The organism is Cellulosimicrobium sp. Marseille-Q4280 (assembly GCF_943181405.1).
In the GTDB taxonomy this organism is placed as follows: Bacteria; Actinomycetota; Actinomycetes; order Actinomycetales; family Cellulomonadaceae; genus Cellulosimicrobium.
This window is the reverse complement of sequence record NZ_CALPBY010000001.1, coordinates 1001703-1019853: the sequence shown is the minus strand read 5'-3', so window position 1 is coordinate 1019853 and position 18151 is coordinate 1001703. Positions and strand designations below refer to the sequence as shown.

The window sequence follows — 18151 nt, the reverse complement described above, 5'->3', positions numbered from 1 at the left end:
GTCCTCCTCCGGGTGTGACCGGGCGCACCCGGAAACAGTTGACGCTACAAGCATACCGGGCTACCTTGTTTGTTGTAGCAACAACTAATGCCGACGGTCGGTCGGCGTGCGAAGGGAAGTCACCATGAGCAGCATCACGATCGTCGGCGCCGGGAACATGGGCTCGGCCGTCGCGTCGCTCGCCCTCGCGGCGGGCAGCTCCGTGCAGGTCCTGACCCGCGAGCCCGTCGACGTCGACGCGCGCGCCACCACCGGCACGATCGGCGACGCCATCACGGGCGACGTCGTCGTCCTGGCGCTGCCGTACCCGGCCGTCGCCGGGGTGCTCGACGCGTACGACGGCCAGCTCGACGGCACGGTCCTCGTCGACCTCACCAACCCGCTCGACTTCGCGACGTTCGACGCGCTCGTCGTCCCCGCCGGATCGTCCGCCGCCGCCGAGATCCAGGCGCGCGTGCCGGGTGCCCGCGTGCTCAAGGCGTTCAACACGACCTTCGCCGCGACCCTGGCATCCGGCCAGGTCGGCCCGCTCCCGACGACGGTCCTCGTCGCCGGCGACGACGCCGACGCCAAGGCCGCCCTCGCCGCGGCGATCACGGGCGTGCGCGTCGTCGACGCCGGGTCCCTGAAGCGGGCGCACGAGCTCGAGGCCCTGGGCTTCCTGCAGCTCACGCTCGCCGCCGCCGAGAAGACCTCCTGGACCTCGGGCTTCGCCCTCGCCGAGTGATCCCCCGCGGTCGGCACGGCCGGCCGCGCGACGGTCTGCCGCACGAAGGGCGCCCACGTCGGTGGGCGCCCTTCGGCGTCACGCCTGGGCCTTCTCCACGGCCGCCCGCGCGGCGTCGCGCTCGGCGCGCTGCGCCTCGCGCAGCGCCTTCTCGAGCTCCCGCACCTTCTTGTGCCCCTCGCGGAGCCGCCGCTCGGCGTCGCGCCGCTTGAGCGCCGCCTTCTTCACCTTCGGGTCGCGGACGTGCACCGCCACCTCGTCCGGCACGGAGCAGGCGCCTCCGTCGCGGGCGGGGAGCCCGTCGTCCGTGTCGTGCGCCTCGCCCGGGGTCGCGTCGGGTGCGCCCCCGAAGTCCCGACCCGCTCCCGGGGCGCCTGCCGCCCGCGCGTCGACGTAGACCGCGAGGCCGTCCAGGATGCGCTCGAGCCCCCACGACGTGTCGTCGATCTGTCCCTCCGCGCCGTACGCACCGGAGAGGACGAGCGGACGCAGGTAGGGGAAGCGGACCTCGTCGACCAGGCCCCGCAGCGCTGCGGCGACGGACGACCCGTCGACGCCGTCGCCGCCCGCGTCGCGGACCGCGCGCGCGAGCTCGGACTCGAGCCGGGCCGCGTTCCGTGCGTACCCGCTGAGGAGCAGGATGACCGACATGCTCTCCTCCTCGTCGAGCGGCGTCGAGCGCAGCGCCCGGAGCCCGGCGTCGGCGCCGCGCAGGTTGTTCGGCGTGAGGGGCGCTCCGGTGATCGGGATGTCGAGGAACCACGGGTGGGAGAGGAACACCGCCGTCGTGAACTGGGCCCACTCGCGCAGCTCGGCGCGCCAGTCCGCCGGGTCGTGCGGTGGCGGGTACTCGACGTCGAGGACCGACTCCTGCATGAGGAGGAGCAGGTCGTCCTTGCTCGTCACGTACCGGTAGAGCGACATGGTCGTGAAGCCGAGGCTCTGCGCGACCTTCGCCATGGAGACGGCGGCGAGGCCTTCGGCGTCCGCGATCTCGATCGCCGCCTCGACGATGCGCTCGATGCTCAGCTCGCGCTTCGGCGCGCGCTCGGGGCGCTCGGCGACGCCCCACGCGAGCGCGATCCGGGCCGGGAGGTCGGGTGCGTCCGTCATGCCCTCATCCTCCCCGAGAATCCCGCCCACGGGGCCGCCGTGTCGTCCGCGCGCCGGTCACCGCGCCGGGCATGCCGACGTCGCCCGTCCCGGGTGCCAGGACGGGCGACGACCGCACGGTCGGCGAGATCGGGTCAGCGGGCGGTCCGACGGCGGTAGAGCACCGCGCCGGCGACGCAGCTCACCACGAGGAAGCCGACCAGCCAGGCGACCGCGGTGAGGATCGTCGTCGCGTCCGGCGCGCCGCTCAGCAGGCCGCGGAACGACTCGATGATCGGTGTGAACGGCTGGTGCTCCGCGAAGCCGTGGAGCCACGACGGCATCGTGTCGATCGGGACGAAGCCCGAGCTGAGGTAGGGGACGAAGAGGAAGATGAAGTTCACCGACTGCGACGCCTCGACGCTCAGCACGAGGCCGAGGACCACGCTGAGCCAGGTGAAGGTCAGCACGGAGAGCACCGCGAAGGCCACGAGCCCGAGCCAGTCGGCGAGGCCGGCGTCCGCCCGGAAGCCCAGCGCGTAGGCGACCGCCACGACGACGACGGCGGACGCGAGGTTGCGGCCGATGCTCGCGACGACGTGCCCCCACAGGGTCGACGGGCCGAAGATCGGCATCGTCCTGAACCGGTCGATCGTGCCCGACGACATGTCCTGCGCGACGCCCACGGCCGCCGTCGCCGACCCGAAGCCGAGGCACATGACGAGCACGCCCGGGACGACGTAGTCGATGTAGTCGTCGCCCGAGATCGCGCCGCCGAAGATGACGACGAACACGAGCATGATCATCACCGGCAGGGCGAAGGCGGTGATGAGGCCGTCGACGCTGCGCAGCTGGCGCCGCGTCTCCCGCACGACCATCGTGCGCACGTCGCGCAGGGCGGTCGCGGGCGACTGCCGGGTGCGGGCAGCGGTGCCGCGGACGCTGCGAGCCGGCAGCGTGGTGGTGGCCGTCGTGGTCATCGTGCGGACTCCTTCGAGGTCAGGGCGAGGAAGACGTCGTCGAGCGTGGGCCTGACGACGCTGACGCCGCTCACGGCGAGGCCGTTCGTGTCGGCCGCGGCCAGCACGTCGCGGATCGTGCGGACCGGGTCGTCGCTCGCGGCCGTGAGGGAGAGGTCCTTGTCGTCGGTGCCGGTGGTCGTGATCCCGAGCCGCGCAGCGAGCCCGACGGCGGCCGCGAGGCTCGCGTGGTCCTCGAACGCGACGCGGACGTGGTCGCCCGCGACGAGCGCCTTGAGCTCGGTGGCGGTCCCGCGCGCGGCGACGCGGCCGTCGTCCAGGACGGCGATCGAGTCGGCGAGGCGGTCCGCCTCCTCGAGGTACTGCGTGGTGAGCAGGACGGTCGTGCCGTCGGCGGCGAGCCCGCGCACGACGTCCCAGAGCTGGGAGCGCGACGCCGGGTCGAGACCCGTCGTCGGCTCGTCGAGCACGAGCACGGCCGGGTCCGCGACGAGGCTGATCGCGAGGTCGAGCCGACGGCGCATGCCGCCGGAGTAGGTGCCGACGCGGCGGTCCGCGGCGCCGGTCAGGTCGAAGCGCTCGAGGAGCTCGGCGGCCCGCCGCCGTACCGACCGGGGCGGCAGGTGCGCGAGGTTCCCCATCATGACGAGGTTCTCCGCCCCGGTCTGGAACTCGTCGACCGAGGCGTACTGGCCGGTCAGCGCGATGACCTCGCGCACGCGGCCCGGATCGCGCAGCACGTCGGCCCCCGCGATCGTCGCCGTCCCGCCGTCCGGCCGGACGAGCGTCGTGAGGATGTTGACGGTCGTCGTCTTGCCCGCGCCGTTGGGCCCGAGCAGCGCGTAGATCTCGCCGCGCCGCACCGTGAGGTCCACCCCGCGCAGCACGCGGTGGTCGCCGTAGGACTTCTCGAGTCCCTGGACGGCGATCATCGGTTCGTCCATCGCCTTCTCCTGTCGTCGGTGTGCGTCGCACACGATGTGTAGACCGCACGCTGTGTGTATGAGGCAAACTGTGTGTACACCATAAACAAGAGTGGACGAGGCGGTCAACAGGTTCGGCGAGATCGGCCGCTAGCTCGTGCGAGGGCGCGGCACGCCCGTGAGGACCGCACCGATCGCCGTCATCACGAGCAGCCCCCCGAGCACCACCGCGACCGGCGTCGTCCACGTGCCGGTCGCGGTCTGCAGGGCGCCGGCAGCCGTCGGTGCGGCCGCGGCGAAGCAGTAGCCGACCGACTGCACGGTCGCCGACGCCTGGCGGCCCTGCCGGACCGTCGGGAACCGCTGCGCGACGAGCGTGAAGATCACGACGAAGTTCGCCGCCTGCGCGACGCCCGCCGCAGAGGCCCACACGACCCACGCTCCCGGCGCGACCAGCAGGCCGACGGGCAGCGTGAGCCACAGGACGGCGATCCCCACGAACGTCGTGCGCATCGACAGGCGGCGCGTCGCGAGCGGGACGGCGAGGCCGCCCAGGATCGCGAACCCCTGGAACAGCGAGGCGGCGCCCCCGGACGCGCTGCTCGGGATCCCCGCGAGGTCCTCGAGGATCAGAGGGAGCCACGCGGTGAGGGCGTAGAAGCTCGACGACTGCAGCGCGAACATCGCGCACAGCCACCACGTGAACGGCGTGGCGAGCACGTGGCGGTCTCGGGCGGCCGTCGGGTCGGTCCCCGTGACGCCCTCGGCCGCCGCCGTCGCCAGGGCCTGGTCGTCCGTGGGCGTGCCGGGATCACGCGGCCCGTGGGGCGTCGTCGTGCCCGACGGCGGACCGCCCCGCCTGCAGGCGGCGCGCCCCGTGGCCTCACGGGGGACCGCGCGGAGCCACCACACGAGCGCGACGACCGCGAGGACGCCCCACGAGGCGAGCGCCCAGCGCCAGCCGACCGCGCCGGCGAGCGGCGCGGTGAGCGCCGTCGTGGCGACGGTCCCGACGTTGATCGCCGCGGTGTACAGGCCGGTCACGGTGCCCACGTGCCCGGGGAAGTCGCGCTGGGCGATCATCGGGACGGCCAGGTTCGCCGTCGTGATGCCCAGTCCGAGGAGCACCGTCCCCGCGAACGTCCCCGCCGCGACCGGTCCGGCGACGCCCGACAGGTCGGCCGAGCGCAGGAGCGTCCCCGCGAGGATCAGCAGCAGCGCGACGGCGATCGCCGTGCGCAGCGAGGAGCGGCCGAGGATCCCGGCGACCGCGGGCGTCGCGAGCGCGAAGCACAGGACGGGGATCCCGGTGAGCAGCCCCGCGGCGGCTGCCGTCAGGTGGAGGTCGGCCGCGACGTCGGACACCACCGGCGGAAGAGCGGTGAGCGGGGCCCGCAGGTTGACCGCGACGAGGAGGACGGCCACGAGCAGCACCCCGTCGATCCCGCCGCGGAACGCGCGAGCGGGCGTGGCCATGTGTCCTCCGGGTCCTGGGGCGGCTGCGCGCCAGGACGCGTCAGGGTCGCCCGGCCCGCGGATCAGTCGTCGAACTGCCCCACGACTGTACGCAGGAGAGCGGCGAGCGCGGGTCGCTCGGCGGGCGCGAGCGTGTCGAGGATGCGCGCCTCGACGGCGAGCAGGTCCGTCATGGCGGTGTCGACCCGGTCGAGCCCGTCCGGCGTGAGCTCGACGAGGACGCCGCGGCGGTCGTCGGGGGAGCGTCGGCGCTCCACGAGCCCGCGCGACTCGAGCCGGTCGATCCGGTTCGTCATCGTCCCGCTCGTCACCAGGGTCTGCGTGACGAGCGCGCCGGGGGAGAGGCGGTACGGGTCCCCGGCGCGGCGGAGCGCGGAGAGCACGTCGAACTCCCACGTCTCGAGGTGCGCGTGCGCGAACGCCGTCCGGCGCGCGCGGTCGAGGTGTCGGGCCAGGCGGTCCACGCGGGAGAACACCGTGAGCGGCTCGAGCTCGAGGTCGGGCCGCTCGCGCTGCCAGGCCGCGACGATGCGGTCGACCTCGTCCGGGCGCTCGCCGTGCTGCTGCCCGGGCGAGCGCGCGTCGTGCTGCTGCTCCATGACGCGAGGGTACTCGACGTGTCTCGACGTCAAGACTCTTGACGGCGCAGCTCCCCGAGGTGGTACCGCTGCGGTGCTACCTCGGGGAACTGCGGTACGACCTCGGGGGAGTGCGGTGCTACGTCGTGCGGAGGGCGTCCTTGAGCTTCACGCGGGCGCCCGTGCGCAGGACGGCGTTGGAGTAGATCTTCGCCGCGAGCCACACGAGCACCGGGATGAGCGCGAGCGACAGGCCCAGCGCGAGCAGCACCTCCCACGTCTCCGCGCTGCCGAGCGCGATGCGCACCGGCATGAGCAGCGGCGAGCACAGCGGCACGTACGACAGCCAGACGACGAGCGGGTTGTCGGGCGCCCACGGCGCGACCGAGACACCCACGATGTAGGGGACGACCATGAGGAACGTGACCGGCGTCGTGACCGCGCCCACGTCCTCCTGCCGCGAGACGAGCGCCCCGAGCCCGGCCATGAGGAGCGCGTAGCTCACGAACCCGACGACGAACCACACGAGCGCCCACGCGGCGGCCGCGCCCAGGTCGATCGTCGAGGTGTCGACCAGCCCCAGGCCGAGCGCCGTCCCGACGCCGGCCGCCACGACCAGCGCGACCTGGCCCAGCCCGACGAGGCCGATGCCGAGCACCTTGCCCGCCATGAGCTGCCACGGGCGCACCGTGGACAGCAGCAGCTCGACGACGCGGCTCGTCTTCTCCTCGACCACGCCCTGGGCGATGAGCTGACCGCTGATCATGATGGCCATGAAGAGCAGCACGCCCGTGACGAGCCCGGTGACGTAGCGCGTCGGGTCGAACTCGCTCGGCTCGCCGATCGTGCGGACCGTCGGCTCGGCGGTCGCGACGTCGCCCGCGACCTGCGCGGGGTCGCCGCCGAGGGCGGTGACGGCGTCGGCGAGCGCGGACTGCTGCGCGAGGGTCGTGAAGACGGCGGTGAGCCCGGTGGACAGCTCGGAGTCGACCACGACCGTGAGGTCGTCGGCGGAGCCGGTGACGAGCGCGTCGAGGTCGCCGTCGCGGACCTGCTGCTCGCCCGCGGCGTCGTCGGAGACCTCGACGGTCTCGACCTCGGTGCCGAGCGCCTCCCCGGTCGCCGTGATCGCGCCGGCGAGGTCGGCGGTGGTCGACGTCACGCCGACGCGCTCGGCGGTCGGGCCGGACGAGCTCGCCGCGTTGAGCACGAACCCGCCGAGGACGACCGCCCCGACGAGGATCACGGTCAGCCACACGAACGACTTCGAGCGCAGGCGCGTCGTGATCTCGCGGCCCGCGACGAGACGGATCGCACCCCACGGCGAGAGCGAGGCCCCGCCCGGGACGGCGCGCTCGACCGGCCTGTCGGTCTGTCGGGCGGGTCGGGTCGTGGTCATGCCGGCACCTCCACGGTGGTCGCCGCGGACGTCTCGTCCGCGGGGGAGCTCACGACGTCGCGGTAGAGCTCGGTGAGCGACGGGCGGACGAGGGAGAACTCGCGGACGGGACCCGCCGCGAGGGCGGCGCGCAGCACGGCCTGCTCGCGTCCGACGTCGGTGCCGCCGGCCGCGCCGGTGAGCTCCACCACGGTGCGCGAGCCCTCGAGGCTCACGGCCCGGGCGTCGGGCACGGCGCCGATCCACGTGGCGCCGGGTGGGCCGTCGACCACCCACCGCTGCGTCTCGGTCCGGCGCAGCTCGTCGATCGTGCCGACCTCGACCATCGTGCCGTCCTTGATGATCCCGACCCGGTCGCACAACCGCTCGACGAGGTCGAGCTGGTGGGAGGAGAAGACGACGGGTACGCCTGCGGCGGCGCGGTCGCGCAGCACGCCGCTCATGACGTCGACCGCGACGGGGTCGAGACCGGAGAACGGCTCGTCGAGCACGAGAAGGTCCGGGTCGTGCGTCAGCGCGGCCGCGAGCTGGACCCGCTGCTGGTTGCCGAGCGAGAGCTTCTGCACCTCGTCGCCGCGTCGTCCCTCGACGCCGAGCGTCTCGGTCCAGCGCTCCATCGCGTCGTCGGCCTCCCGCGCGGACAGGCCGTGCAGGCGCGCGAGGTAGGTGAGCTGGGCGCCCACGGGCATCCGCGGGTACAGGCCGCGCTCCTCGGGCATGTAGCCGATGCGGCGTCGTGCGGCCAGGTCGACCGGGCGGCCGTCCCAGCGGACCTCGCCGCCGTCCGCGGCGAGCACGCCGAGCACGATCCGCATGGTCGTCGTCTTGCCGGCCCCGTTCGACCCGACGAAGCCGAAGATCTCGCCGTCGCGCACGTCGAACGACGTGCCGCGCAGGGCATGGACCGTGCCGTACGACTTGGTCAGGGAGTCGATCTCGAGAGTCGGCATGGCACCAGCCAACCACCGGCCTCGGGATGCCGCCCAGGACATTCGTCACGACCTGGCCGGGCACGGGGACCGGTCAGTCGGTCTTCGTCAGCGCCGGCTTCTTGACCATCCCGGAGAGCCCGTTCCACGCGAGGTTCACGAGGTGCGCGGCGACCTCGGTCTTCTTGGGGCTGCGCGCGTCGAGCCAGTACTGACCGGTGAGCGCGACCATCCCGACGAGCATCTGCGCGTAGAGGGGTGCGGTCCTCGGGTCGAGGCCGTTGGAACGGAACTGGTCCGCGAGGAGGTGCTCGACCTGCGTCGCGACGTCGCCGATGAGGCTCGAGAAGGTCCCGGTGGCCTGGGCGACGGGCGAGTCGCGCACGAGGATGCGGAAGCCGTCCTCGGACGCCTCGATGTACGACAGGAGAGCGAGCGCGGTGTGCTCGAGCAGGACCTTCGGGTGCCCGCCGCGGTCCAGCGCACCGGACAGCGCGGCGGTCAGCGCCTGCACCTCGCGGTCGACCACGACCGCGTAGATGCCCTCCTTGCCGCCGAAGTGCTCGTACACCACCGGCTTGGACACCTCGGCCCGGGCGGCGATCTCCTCGACGCTCGTCCCCTCGAAGCCCTTCTCCGCGAAGAGCCCGCGGCTGACGGCGAGCAGCTGCTCGCGTCGCTGGCTCGCGGTCATGCGGGAACGGGGGGTACGTCTGGACTCGGCCACGGGGTCCATCATGCCGTGCGGCGTCGGGCACGACCGGCGACCTGGCAGACTGTTCCCGGACCTCCTGCCGCCGCGGCCCCGGGCGCGATGCCCGGACCGGTACCGACCGGCACGGCGTCACGGTCCGTTCCGCCTTGGTGTAATCGGCAGCACAAGGGTTTTTGGTGCCCTTGGTCCAGGTTCGAGTCCTGGGGGCGGAGCTCGAGCCACCGATCCCGAGGGGTACATCCATGGAAGCTCAGCAGGGCACCGGCACGACCGTCGTCCCCGCTGCCGTGATCGTCCTCGCCGCCGGCGAGGGCACGCGGATGAAGTCGTCCACCCCGAAGATGCTGCACACGATCGCGGGCCGCAGCCTGCTCGGTCACGTGCTCGTCGCGGCCCGCTCGCTCGACCCCGAGCTGCTCGCCGTCGTCGTGCGGCACGAGCGCGACCGCGTCGCCGAGCACGCGCTGGGCGTCGACGCCGGCGCGCTCGTCGTCGACCAGGACGAGATCCCCGGGACCGGCCGCGCGGTGCAGTGCGCGCTCGCCGCGCTCGACGCGAAGGCGCACGCGCTGTCCCTCGTCCACGGCGTGCCCGACGGCGAGGAGGGCCGTGGTCTCGGTGACGGGCTCGAGGGCCCGGTCGTCGTCACCGCCGGCGACACCCCGCTGCTCGACGGCGGCACGCTCGCCCAGCTCCTCGCGGCGCACGTCGCGGACGGCAACGCCGTCACGATGCTGACGACCGAGCTCGCCGACGCGACCGGCTACGGCCGCGTCGTGCGCGACGCCTCGGGTGACGTCGAGCGGATCGTCGAGCACAAGGACGCGTCGGCCGACGAGCTCGAGATCCACGAGATCAACGCGTCGATCTACGTGTTCGACGCGGCCGTGCTGCGTCGTGGCCTCGGCACCCTCGGGCGCGACAACGCGCAGGGCGAGGTCTACCTGACCGACGTCGTCGCGGCCGCACGCGGCGAGGGCGGCGTCGTGCGTGCCCTGCTCTCCGACGACCCGACGGTCGTCGAGGGCGTCAACGACCGCGTCCAGCTCTCGGTCCTGCGCGCGGAGCTGAACCGCCGGATCCTCGAGGACTGGATGCGCGAGGGCGTGACGGTCGTCGACCCGGCGACCACCTGGGTCGACGTCGACGTCGAGCTCGCGCGCGACGTGACGCTCCTGCCCGGGACGCAGCTCCACGGGGCGACCGTCGTCGCGGAGGGCGCGACCGTCGGCCCCGACACGACTCTCACGGACACCGAGGTCGGCGCGGGCGCGACGGTGACGCGCACGCACGGGACGCTCGCGGTGCTCGGCGCAGGGACGAGCGTCGGCCCGTTCGCCTACCTGCGCCCCGGCACGGTCCTCGGCGCGCAGGGCAAGATCGGGACGTTCGTGGAGACGAAGAACGCCGAGATCGGCGAGGGCTCGAAGATCCCGCACCTGTCCTACGTGGGCGACGCGACGATCGGCGACCATACGAACGTCGGCGCGGCGTCGGTGACCGTCAACTACGACGGCGTGAACAAGCACCGCACCGTCATCGGGTCGCACGCGCGCACCGGTGCGGACAACATGTTCGTCGCGCCCGTGACCGTCGGCGACGGTGCGTACACGGCGGCGGGCTCCGTGATCCGTCGCGACGTCCCCGCCGGCGCGCTCGGCGTCAGCGGCGGGCAGCAGCGCAACATCGAGGGCTGGGTCGCTCGCCGTCGGCCGGGCACGGCCGCGGCCGAGGCCGCGGCGTCCGCGCGCGCGACCGACCCCGAGGCACCGCCCGTCGGCGCCCAGGCGCAGGCGCAGCTCGCGGACCACTCGGCGGCGGCGACCGCGGACCGCCCGACGCCGCCCGCGCCCGGCCCCGACCTCGAGAGCACGCTCGACGCGCTGCGCAGCGCGCGCTCCACGGACTGACGCGGCAGACTCTGCCGCACGAGCGTCCGCCCCAGAACCCCGACCGACCCCACCCGGACACCGAAGGAACGCACCGCATGAGCAGCACGATCGCCGGAAACGGGGACAAGTCCCTCGTCCTCGCCTCGGGGCGCGCACACCCCGAGCTGGCCAACGACGTCGCGCGCGAGCTGGGCATCGACCTGCTCCCCACGACGGCGTACGACTTCGCCAACGGGGAGATCTACGTCCGGTTCGGGGAGTCGGTCCGCGGCGCGGACGTCTTCATCCTCCAGAGCCACACCGCGCCGATCAACCAGTGGATCATGGAGCAGCTGCTCATGGTCGACGCCGCGAAGCGCGCCTCGGCCCGCACCATCACGGTCGTGCAGCCCTTCTACGGGTACGCCCGCCAGGACAAGAAGCACCGCGGCCGCGAGCCGATCTCGGCGCGCCTCATGTCCGACCTGTTCACGGCGGCGGGCGCCGACCGCCTCATGAGCGTCGACCTCCACGCCGCGCAGACGCAGGGCTTCTTCGACGGCCCGGTGGACCACCTGTGGGCCATGCCGATCCTCACGGACTACGTCCGCACGCGCGTCGACACGTCGAACGTCACTGTCGTCTCGCCCGACGCCGGCCGCATCCGCGTCGCCGAGCAGTGGGCGGCGAAGCTCGGCGGCGGCCCGCTCGCCTTCGTGCACAAGACGCGCGACATCACGCGCCCGAACCAGTCGGTGGCCAACCGCGTGGTCGGCGAGGTCGAGGGGCGCGACTGCGTGCTCGTCGACGACCTCATCGACACCGGCGGCACGATCGCCGAGGCCGTGCGCGTGATCCTCGCCGCGGGCGCGAAGTCCGTCATCGTCGCCGCGACCCACGGCGTGCTGTCCGACCCGGCTGCGCAGCGCCTGTCCGAGAGCGGTGCGAGCGAGGTCGTCATCACCGACACGCTGCCCATCGTCGCCGAGAAGCGGTTCCCGCAGCTCACGGTCCTGTCGATCGCGCCGCTGATCGCGCGCGCGATCCGCGAGGTGTTCGACGACGGGTCCGTCACCTCGCTCTTCGACGGCAACAGCTGAGCGCTCTCCGGAGCGTGGGCGGGAGACGGGCATGGGCACCTCCGGCGTGACGACCACCGGCCAGGGCGCGGCGACGGCGGCGCCCGACGTCGCCGTCGTCGAGCTCGGGACCGAGGCCTCCGCCCCCGGGGTCCAGGAGGCGCTGGACCGCGCCAACGCCGGCCTCGCCGCCGCGCGCGACGCGCTCCTCGCGGCGGGCGTCGCGGCCGCGGACCTGCGGACGTCGCAGACGTCCACGTGGACCGAGCAGCGCGAGGACGGCCCGCGCACGACGGCGCGTCTCACCCTCCGCGCGACCGTGCGGGACGTCGCGGGGTCCGGTGAGGTCGTGCGCGCCGCGCTCGACGCCGCCGGCCCCGTGGCGCGGCTCGACTCGACGAGCCTCGCCGTCGGCGACCCGGGACCGCTCGCCGCCGCCGCGCGCGAGGACGCGTTCGCGGACGCGCGCGCCCGCGCCGAGCAGTACGCGCGCCTCGCCGGTCGGTCGCTCGGGCCGGTCGTCGAGATCCGCGAGGACGTGGGGGGACCGGCGCCGCTGCCGCGGCTGATGGCGGCGAAGGCGGCGGGGGACGCGCTCGTCGTCGAGCCGGGGACCCAGGAGGTGCGTGCGAGCGTCACCGTGCGGTGGGAGCTCGCGGACTGACGGCCGGATTTCATCCTTGCCACGCAGGGGCGTCGGGTCGACCGTGAACTGTGCGGGTCCGACGACCTGAGGAGTGGCGATGACCGACGAACCGGGCAGCTACGTGGACGAGTACCGGTGGATCCGCGGACGGCTGCTGCAGTGGGACGGGCAGCGATGGGTCGTCCCGCTCGGAGGAGCGGGCCCCGACCGGCACCCGGCGCGGGGCGACCTGCGGGGCGGGGAGGACCTCGACGACCTCGCCACGCCCTCGGAGGACTGACGTGCGGTGGGCGCGCGCGCCGCGCGAGGCACCGAGCCCGCCGGACGCCCGGCCGGTGGAGACCGCCCTCACCGTGGCGCGCATCTCCTCCTACGACGCCTCGACCGCGCGCCTGCGAGACGTGGCGAAGTGGTTCGCCACCTCGACGATCGCGCTCGTCGCGTTCCTCGCGGCCGCGTTCCCCGTCGCCGGTGTCGTGTCCGACGCCGGGGCCGTCACCTGGCCGGCGCTGCTCTGGGGCGCCGGTGTCCTCGCCTCGCTGGGCTCCGTCGTCGCGCTCGCCGCGCGTGTCCTCGCGCCCAGGATCGTGACGCTCCGCGCAGTCGCCACCGAGCCGCAGTACGCGAGCCTGCGCGCGGAGATCGCCGCCGAACCCGCGACCTTCCTCGGCCTGTGGGCGACGGACGTCGCCGGACTGCAGGCCCGCCGGGAGCGTGCCGTGGCCGACCAGCGGAACGTCGTGAGCACCCTTGCGGACCCGGATCTGGTCCCGGTGCAGGCGCGAGCGTTCGAGAGCCGACGCCTCGTCGTCGAGCGGGACCTGACGATCCTCGGGTGGGTCACATACCGGCTCGAGAGCGCCGGGTTGTACGCCCTCACCTGGAGCCGCTTCACGACGCTGCGCTGGGGCAGCGCCGTCGCGGCCGTCGTCGCCGCCGTCTGCCTGCTCGGCCTCGTCGCGTCGGTGCGCGGCGTCGCGACAGAGGAGCACACCGGCAGCGCGGTGACGCTCACCTTCCTCGACGCCGTCGACCCCGATCCGACGAGCCTGCTCGGGGCCTCGTGCCCCGACGTCGTCTCCGGGGAGCTGGTGTCGTCCGACATCGCGCCGCCTTGGACGGTCCGCGTCACCCAGGACGGGTGCGACCCGGCGACTCTCCACGTCACGGGCGACCAGGCCGTCCTCGTCCTCCGGGAACCGTGATCCAGGAACGCGTCACGGCCCACGCGTGACATTCGGCACGACGGCGGTCTCGTCGCGCGTCCTACCGTGGAACCATGCTCATCCTCGAGGACTACCTCCTGCTGACGCTGGACGACGAGACGGGCAAGACAGTCGTCGACGCCACCCACCGCGAGCAGGTCGCCGCGGGCGCGCTGCTCGTCGAGCTCGCGCTGCTCGGCCGGGCCGACCTCGCGGGCGACGGCGACGGCGGCCGCATCGGGCGGATCGTCGTCCGGGACACGACGGTCACCGGGAATGACCTGCTCGACGAGGCGCTCGACGTCGTGCGGTCCAAGGAGGGGTCGAAGCCGAAGACGCTCGTCCCGCTCCTCGCGAAGCGCAGGCCCGCGGAACGGGCCGTCGCCGCGCTCGCGGGCCGGGGCGTGCTCCGACGCGAGGCCGGCCGGATCCTCGGGATCTTCCCGACGACCCGCTGGCCTGCCGTGGACACCCGGCACGAGGACGCCGTGCGCAGGCTGTTGTGGCGGGTTCTCGTCGACGGAGAACGGCCCGACGAGCGCACCGCGGCCCTCGTCGGCATCCTCGCCGCGAGCGGGCAGGCCGGGCAGGCGCTCGCCGCGGGCGGGGCGCGCGGGGCCGTGGTCGACGGCGACGAGCGCCGGACCCTGCGCCGGCGCACCGCCGTCGACCGACGGGCGAAGGAGGTCGCCGCGGGGAGCTGGGGGAGCGCGGCGCTCAAGGCGTACCTGGACGAGGTCGTCGCGGCGACGGTCGTGGGGGCCACCGTCGCCGCCACGACGGCCGCCGTGACGTCGGGCTGACGTCGGGCCGACGTCGGGCTGACGACGCCCGCGCCCGGTCGCGGACCGGGTCGGGCGAGGCGTCCGGCCGTCCCCGCGCGGAGCGCCGTCGGGCCCATGGGACGGGCGAATTGACGGGGTCTGGGTGCAGTGTGCCGTGCGAGGTCGTGCCGTCGTGGGTGAACTTCGCCGGAACCCGTCGCACCGAGGGGGGCGGAGGTGGTTCGATCTGCCCAGGAGCCGTGCGCGGGGGGTGACGCGTCGTTCGGTGGCGTCGCAGCTCCCCGGACGCACGGAAGCAGGACTGAGCACGATGTCGGTACCACACGCCTCACCCCTCGACCGCTCCCGCCGGCGCTGGGTCGCCCTCCTCGCAGCGGGAGTCGCGCTCGCGCTCGGCACCGTCGGGCTCGGCATCGCCCTCCCCGGGACGCCGTGGAGCAGCGGCTCGTCCCAGGTGACCGCCATCGTCGGCGACACCGAGGCGGAGGGCGCGCCGATCGGCGGGTCGGTCGGCCAGGAGGTCGCCGCCAACTTCGACCCGGGACAGTCCGGTCCTGAGGGCCCGGACGTGACCGCCTCGGCGATGTGGTGGCGCTGGACGGCGCCCGCGAGCGGACCGATCACCTTCTCGACTCACGGCAGCGAGATCGACACGGTCCTCACCGTCTACCCGGGCTCCGCCACGAACGCTCCCGTCGCGACCAACGACGACGAGGGCGACGTGCGGACCTCGTCGGTCACGTTCGACGCGGTCGAGGGCGACGAGTACCTCGTCGAGGTCGGCTCGAAGTCCTCCGACCCGGGCCTGCTCACCCTCGCGTGGCAGCCGCCGGAGCCGACGGCCGCCGCGGCGCCGGAGGACCCGGCCACGACGGCGATCACCTCCACGGGGATCCCGCTCACGGGCAACACCGGCGAGAAGCCGCAGTCCAAGCTCTGGAGCGCCGGCGGGACGTGGTGGGCCGTGCTGGCCTCGGCGAGCGCGACGCCCTCGGGGACGTGGGTCTGGCGCTACGACAGCGCGGCCCGGAGCTGGACGAACGTCACCCGGATCTCCGAGCGGACGGACGTGCGCGCCGACGTGAAGACCGTGGGCGACGTCGCCCACGTCCTCCTGCACGGACCGACGACGACCCTCGTGTCGATCCAGCGGGACCCGCAGTCCAACACGTACGTGCCCTGGGCGGCGCGGACCGGCGCGACCGCCGTCTCCCTGCCCGGGAGCGAGACGGCGACGGTCGACATCGACTCCACGGGCCGCATGTGGGTCGCCTCGGACACCTCGAGCCAGGTCCAGGTGCGCTGGAGCGACGCGCCCTACTCGTCCTTCTCGTCGCCCGTCACGGTGGCCTCGGGCATCACCGACGACGACATCGCGGTCGTCACGGCGATGCCGGGCAAGAAGATCGGTGTGCTGTGGTCCAACCAGAGCACGAAGCGGTTCGGCTTCCGGACCCACGTCGACGGGGCGTCGCCCTCGACCTGGACGGCCGACGAGGTGCCGGCGGGCGGCTCGGCACGGCCCGTCGGTGGCGGGATGGCGGACGACCACCTCAACGTCGCTCTCGCCGACGACGGGACGCTCTACGCGGCGGTCAAGACGTCGTACGACTCGTCGAACGAGACGGTCGTCGGGCTGCTCGTGCGGCACCCGAACGGGACGTGGGACCCGCTGCACGAGGTCGACCGCATCGGGACGCGCGGCGTCGTGCTCGTGGACGACGTCACCGACCGTCTGAGGGTCGTCTACACGCGCAGCACCAACCTCGACGACATCCTCGTCAAGGAGACCTCGCGCATCGCGCCCGACTTCGACGCCGCTCCCGAGACGGTCCTCGACGGTGCGTGGAACAACGCCACGGCGACGAAGTCGAACGTCCCGGGCGAGGTCCTCGTCATGGCGGCGTCGTCGTCGACCGCGCGAGCCGTCCGGCTCGCATGGACGGCACCGGGTGCACCGGTGGCCCAGGACACGACTGTGTCGACGACCGCCGGTGGCACGGTCAGCGGCGCCCTCGTCGCCCAGGCCGCGACCGACGCCCCGCTCGTCTTCGAGCTGCTCTCTCAGCCGACGGCCGGGTCGCTCACGTCGTTCGTCCCCGGCACCGGCGCGTTCACGTATGCGGCTGGTGCACGGACGGGCGTCGACTCGTTCACGTTCCGGGTGCGTGCAGGAGACCTCTGGTCGGCGCCGGCGACGGTGACCGTGCGCGTGTCGACCGCTGACGGTCTGGTGGGTGCGTGGGGTCTGGACGAGGGGCAGGGTGTGGTTGCTGCGGACTCGTCGGGGTGGGGTGGTGCGGGTGCGTTGGTCGGTGGTGCGAGCTGGGTCCCGGGTGTGGTGGGGACCGCGGTGCGTTCGGACGGGGCGACGGGGTATGTCCGTGTCCCGGACTCTGCGGCGCTGGACCTGACGGCGAGGTTGACGGTCTCGGCGTGGATCCGTCCGGAGCAGCTGGGGACGCAGTACGTCGTGAAGAAGGCGGCGCAGGGTGCGACGGATGGTTACGAGCTGGGTCTGGCGAGCGGTGGCAAGCCGTTCCTGCGGCTGAACCATGCGTCGTCGGGTGATACGTACCGGGTGGAGGCCTCGTCGTCGTACCCGACGAACGGGACGTGGATGCATCTCGTGGGGACGTACGACGGCTCGCGCATGCGGATCTTCGTCAACGGTGTGGAGCAGGCGTCGAAGGTGGGGCCTGCGAGCGTGGCGGCGAACTCGTTGCCGTTGGGCATCGGTGCGGAGCCGAGCGGGTTCCGGCCGATGAAGGGCGCGGTCGACGGTGTGCGTCTGTACGACCGTGCGCTGTCGGCGACGGAGGTCGGTGCCCTGTTCCAGGGAGGCACCCAGCCCACGTCACCGGAGCCGACGCCGAGCCCGGAGCCGACCCCGACTCCCGCGCCAGAGCCGACGCCGGAACCGACGCCGACCCCGACCCCCACGCCGGAACCGACGCCGGAGCCGACGCCGGAGCCGACGCCGGAGCCGACGCCGGAACCGACGCCGGAACCGACCCCGACCCCCACGCCGGAACCGACGCCGACCCCGTCGGTCCCGGCAGGGGCGATCGGCGCCTGGTCGTTCGACGAGGGACAGGGCACCACGGCGGCAGACGCCTCGCCGAGCGCGAGCCACGCCACCCTGCGCTCGGGGGCCACGTGGGCCACCGGGCTGAGCGGCTCCGCGCTGGGGCTCGACGGCGTGGACGACTTCGCGCGCGTCGACGACAAGGCCGCGCTGGACCTGTCCGGTCCGATGACCGTCTCGGCCTGGGTGCAGCCTGAGCGGAAGGCGACGCAGTACGTGCTGAAGAAGGCGGCCCAGGGTGCGACGGACGGCTACGAGCTCGGCCTGGCGAGCGCGGGCACGGCGTTCCTGCGGTTCAACCACGCGTCCTCGGGCGACACGTACCGCGTGGACACCACGACCCCGTACCCGACGAGCGGGGCGTGGGTGCACCTCGTGGGCACGTACGACGGGTCGCGGATGAGGATCTACGTCGACGGCGTCGAGCAGGCCTCCACGGCCGGCCCGGCGAGCATCGGCACGAACTCGCTGCGGCTGGGCATCGGGGCGGAGTCCGACGGGACGCGGCCGATGAACGGCCGGATCGACGGCGTGCGGCTGTACGACCGTGCGCTCGGCGCGGCGGAGGTCGCACAGCTGTTCGCCGCCCCCGGGCAGTAGAGCGCCGCCCCGGGCAGCACGGCGCCGCCGTGGGTTTCGCGGCGGCGCCGTGCCCGGG

16 protein-coding genes and 1 tRNA gene are annotated in these 18151 nt (G+C 73.7%); 9 read left to right on the top strand and 8 right to left on the bottom strand.

Annotated elements, in window-relative coordinates:
* The first annotated feature begins 124 nt into the window (after nt 1-124).
* Nucleotides 125-727 carry an NADPH-dependent F420 reductase gene (locus NFS20_RS04435; protein ID WP_251150503.1) on the top strand — a complete coding sequence of 201 codons (603 nt, stop codon included), beginning with the start codon at nt 125-127 and terminating at the stop codon, nt 725-727.
* A 78-nt stretch (nt 728-805) separates the two neighbouring features.
* On the opposite strand, the gene NFS20_RS04430 is transcribed toward NFS20_RS04435, so the two are convergent.
* The 8 genes from NFS20_RS04430 to NFS20_RS04395 all read right to left on the bottom strand — a co-directional run bounded on the left by NFS20_RS04430 (nt 806) and on the right by NFS20_RS04395 (nt 8798).
* Nucleotides 806-1840, bottom strand: a complete 1035-nt coding sequence (locus NFS20_RS04430; protein WP_251150502.1) for a TetR/AcrR family transcriptional regulator — start codon at nt 1838-1840, stop codon at nt 806-808.
* A gap of 134 nt (nt 1841-1974) precedes the next feature.
* Entirely contained in the window at nt 1975-2799 is an 825-nt protein-coding gene (locus NFS20_RS04425; RefSeq protein WP_251150501.1) for an ABC transporter permease, read from the bottom strand.
* Nucleotides 2796-3743, bottom strand: coding sequence for an ATP-binding cassette domain-containing protein (locus tag NFS20_RS04420; protein WP_251150500.1), 948 nt, complete (start codon nt 3741-3743; stop codon nt 2796-2798). The genes NFS20_RS04425 and NFS20_RS04420 overlap by 4 nt, the downstream gene beginning before the upstream one ends.
* Nucleotides 3744-3872: 129 nt before the next feature.
* Nucleotides 3873-5198 (bottom strand): MFS transporter, encoded by a 1326-nt coding sequence (locus tag NFS20_RS04415; protein ID WP_251150499.1) that lies wholly within the window; start codon nt 5196-5198, stop codon nt 3873-3875.
* 62 nt (nt 5199-5260) lie between these two features.
* On the bottom strand, nt 5261-5797 hold the full coding sequence (locus tag NFS20_RS04410; RefSeq protein WP_251150498.1) for a MarR family winged helix-turn-helix transcriptional regulator: 537 nt from the start codon (nt 5795-5797) through the stop codon (nt 5261-5263).
* 118 nt (nt 5798-5915) lie between these two features.
* Nucleotides 5916-7175 (bottom strand): ABC transporter permease, encoded by a 1260-nt coding sequence (locus NFS20_RS04405; RefSeq protein WP_251150497.1) that lies wholly within the window; start codon nt 7173-7175, stop codon nt 5916-5918.
* The gene (locus NFS20_RS04400) at nt 7172-8125 is read right to left on the bottom strand and encodes an ABC transporter ATP-binding protein (RefSeq protein ID WP_251150496.1); all 954 of its coding nucleotides are present in this window, start codon (nt 8123-8125) and stop codon (nt 7172-7174) included. Before NFS20_RS04400 ends, NFS20_RS04405 begins: the two co-directional genes overlap by 4 nt.
* Nucleotides 8126-8198: 73 nt before the next feature.
* Entirely contained in the window at nt 8199-8798 is a 600-nt protein-coding gene (locus NFS20_RS04395; RefSeq protein ID WP_251150495.1) for a TetR/AcrR family transcriptional regulator, read from the bottom strand.
* 161 nt (nt 8799-8959) lie between these two features.
* Here NFS20_RS04395 and NFS20_RS04390 point away from each other — a divergent pair.
* From NFS20_RS04390 to NFS20_RS04355, 8 genes are all read left to right on the top strand, one after another.
* Nucleotides 8960-9031, top strand: a tRNA-Gln gene (locus tag NFS20_RS04390).
* Between the two features lie 30 nt (nt 9032-9061).
* Nucleotides 9062-10729 (top strand): bifunctional UDP-N-acetylglucosamine diphosphorylase/glucosamine-1-phosphate N-acetyltransferase GlmU, encoded by a 1668-nt coding sequence (gene glmU / locus NFS20_RS04385; RefSeq protein ID WP_251150494.1) that lies wholly within the window; start codon nt 9062-9064, stop codon nt 10727-10729.
* A 77-nt stretch (nt 10730-10806) separates the two neighbouring features.
* Complete coding sequence (locus tag NFS20_RS04380; protein WP_251150493.1) at nt 10807-11790, top strand: ribose-phosphate diphosphokinase; 984 nt, start codon at nt 10807-10809, stop codon at nt 11788-11790.
* Nucleotides 11791-11821: 31 nt separating this feature from the next.
* Nucleotides 11822-12433 carry an SIMPL domain-containing protein gene (locus tag NFS20_RS04375; RefSeq protein ID WP_251150492.1) on the top strand — a complete coding sequence of 204 codons (612 nt, stop codon included), beginning with the start codon at nt 11822-11824 and terminating at the stop codon, nt 12431-12433.
* 79 nt (nt 12434-12512) lie between these two features.
* On the top strand, nt 12513-12695 hold the full coding sequence (locus tag NFS20_RS04370; protein ID WP_251150491.1) for a hypothetical protein: 183 nt from the start codon (nt 12513-12515) through the stop codon (nt 12693-12695).
* 1 nt (nt 12696) lies between these two features.
* On the top strand, nt 12697-13620 hold the full coding sequence (locus NFS20_RS04365) for a hypothetical protein (protein ID WP_251150490.1): 924 nt from the start codon (nt 12697-12699) through the stop codon (nt 13618-13620).
* 74 nt (nt 13621-13694) lie between these two features.
* The gene (locus NFS20_RS04360) at nt 13695-14423 is read left to right on the top strand and encodes a GOLPH3/VPS74 family protein (protein WP_251150489.1); all 729 of its coding nucleotides are present in this window, start codon (nt 13695-13697) and stop codon (nt 14421-14423) included.
* A 292-nt stretch (nt 14424-14715) separates the two neighbouring features.
* On the top strand, nt 14716-18093 hold the full coding sequence (locus NFS20_RS04355) for a LamG-like jellyroll fold domain-containing protein (RefSeq protein ID WP_251150488.1): 3378 nt from the start codon (nt 14716-14718) through the stop codon (nt 18091-18093).
* The last annotated feature ends 58 nt before the right edge of the window (nt 18094-18151 follow it).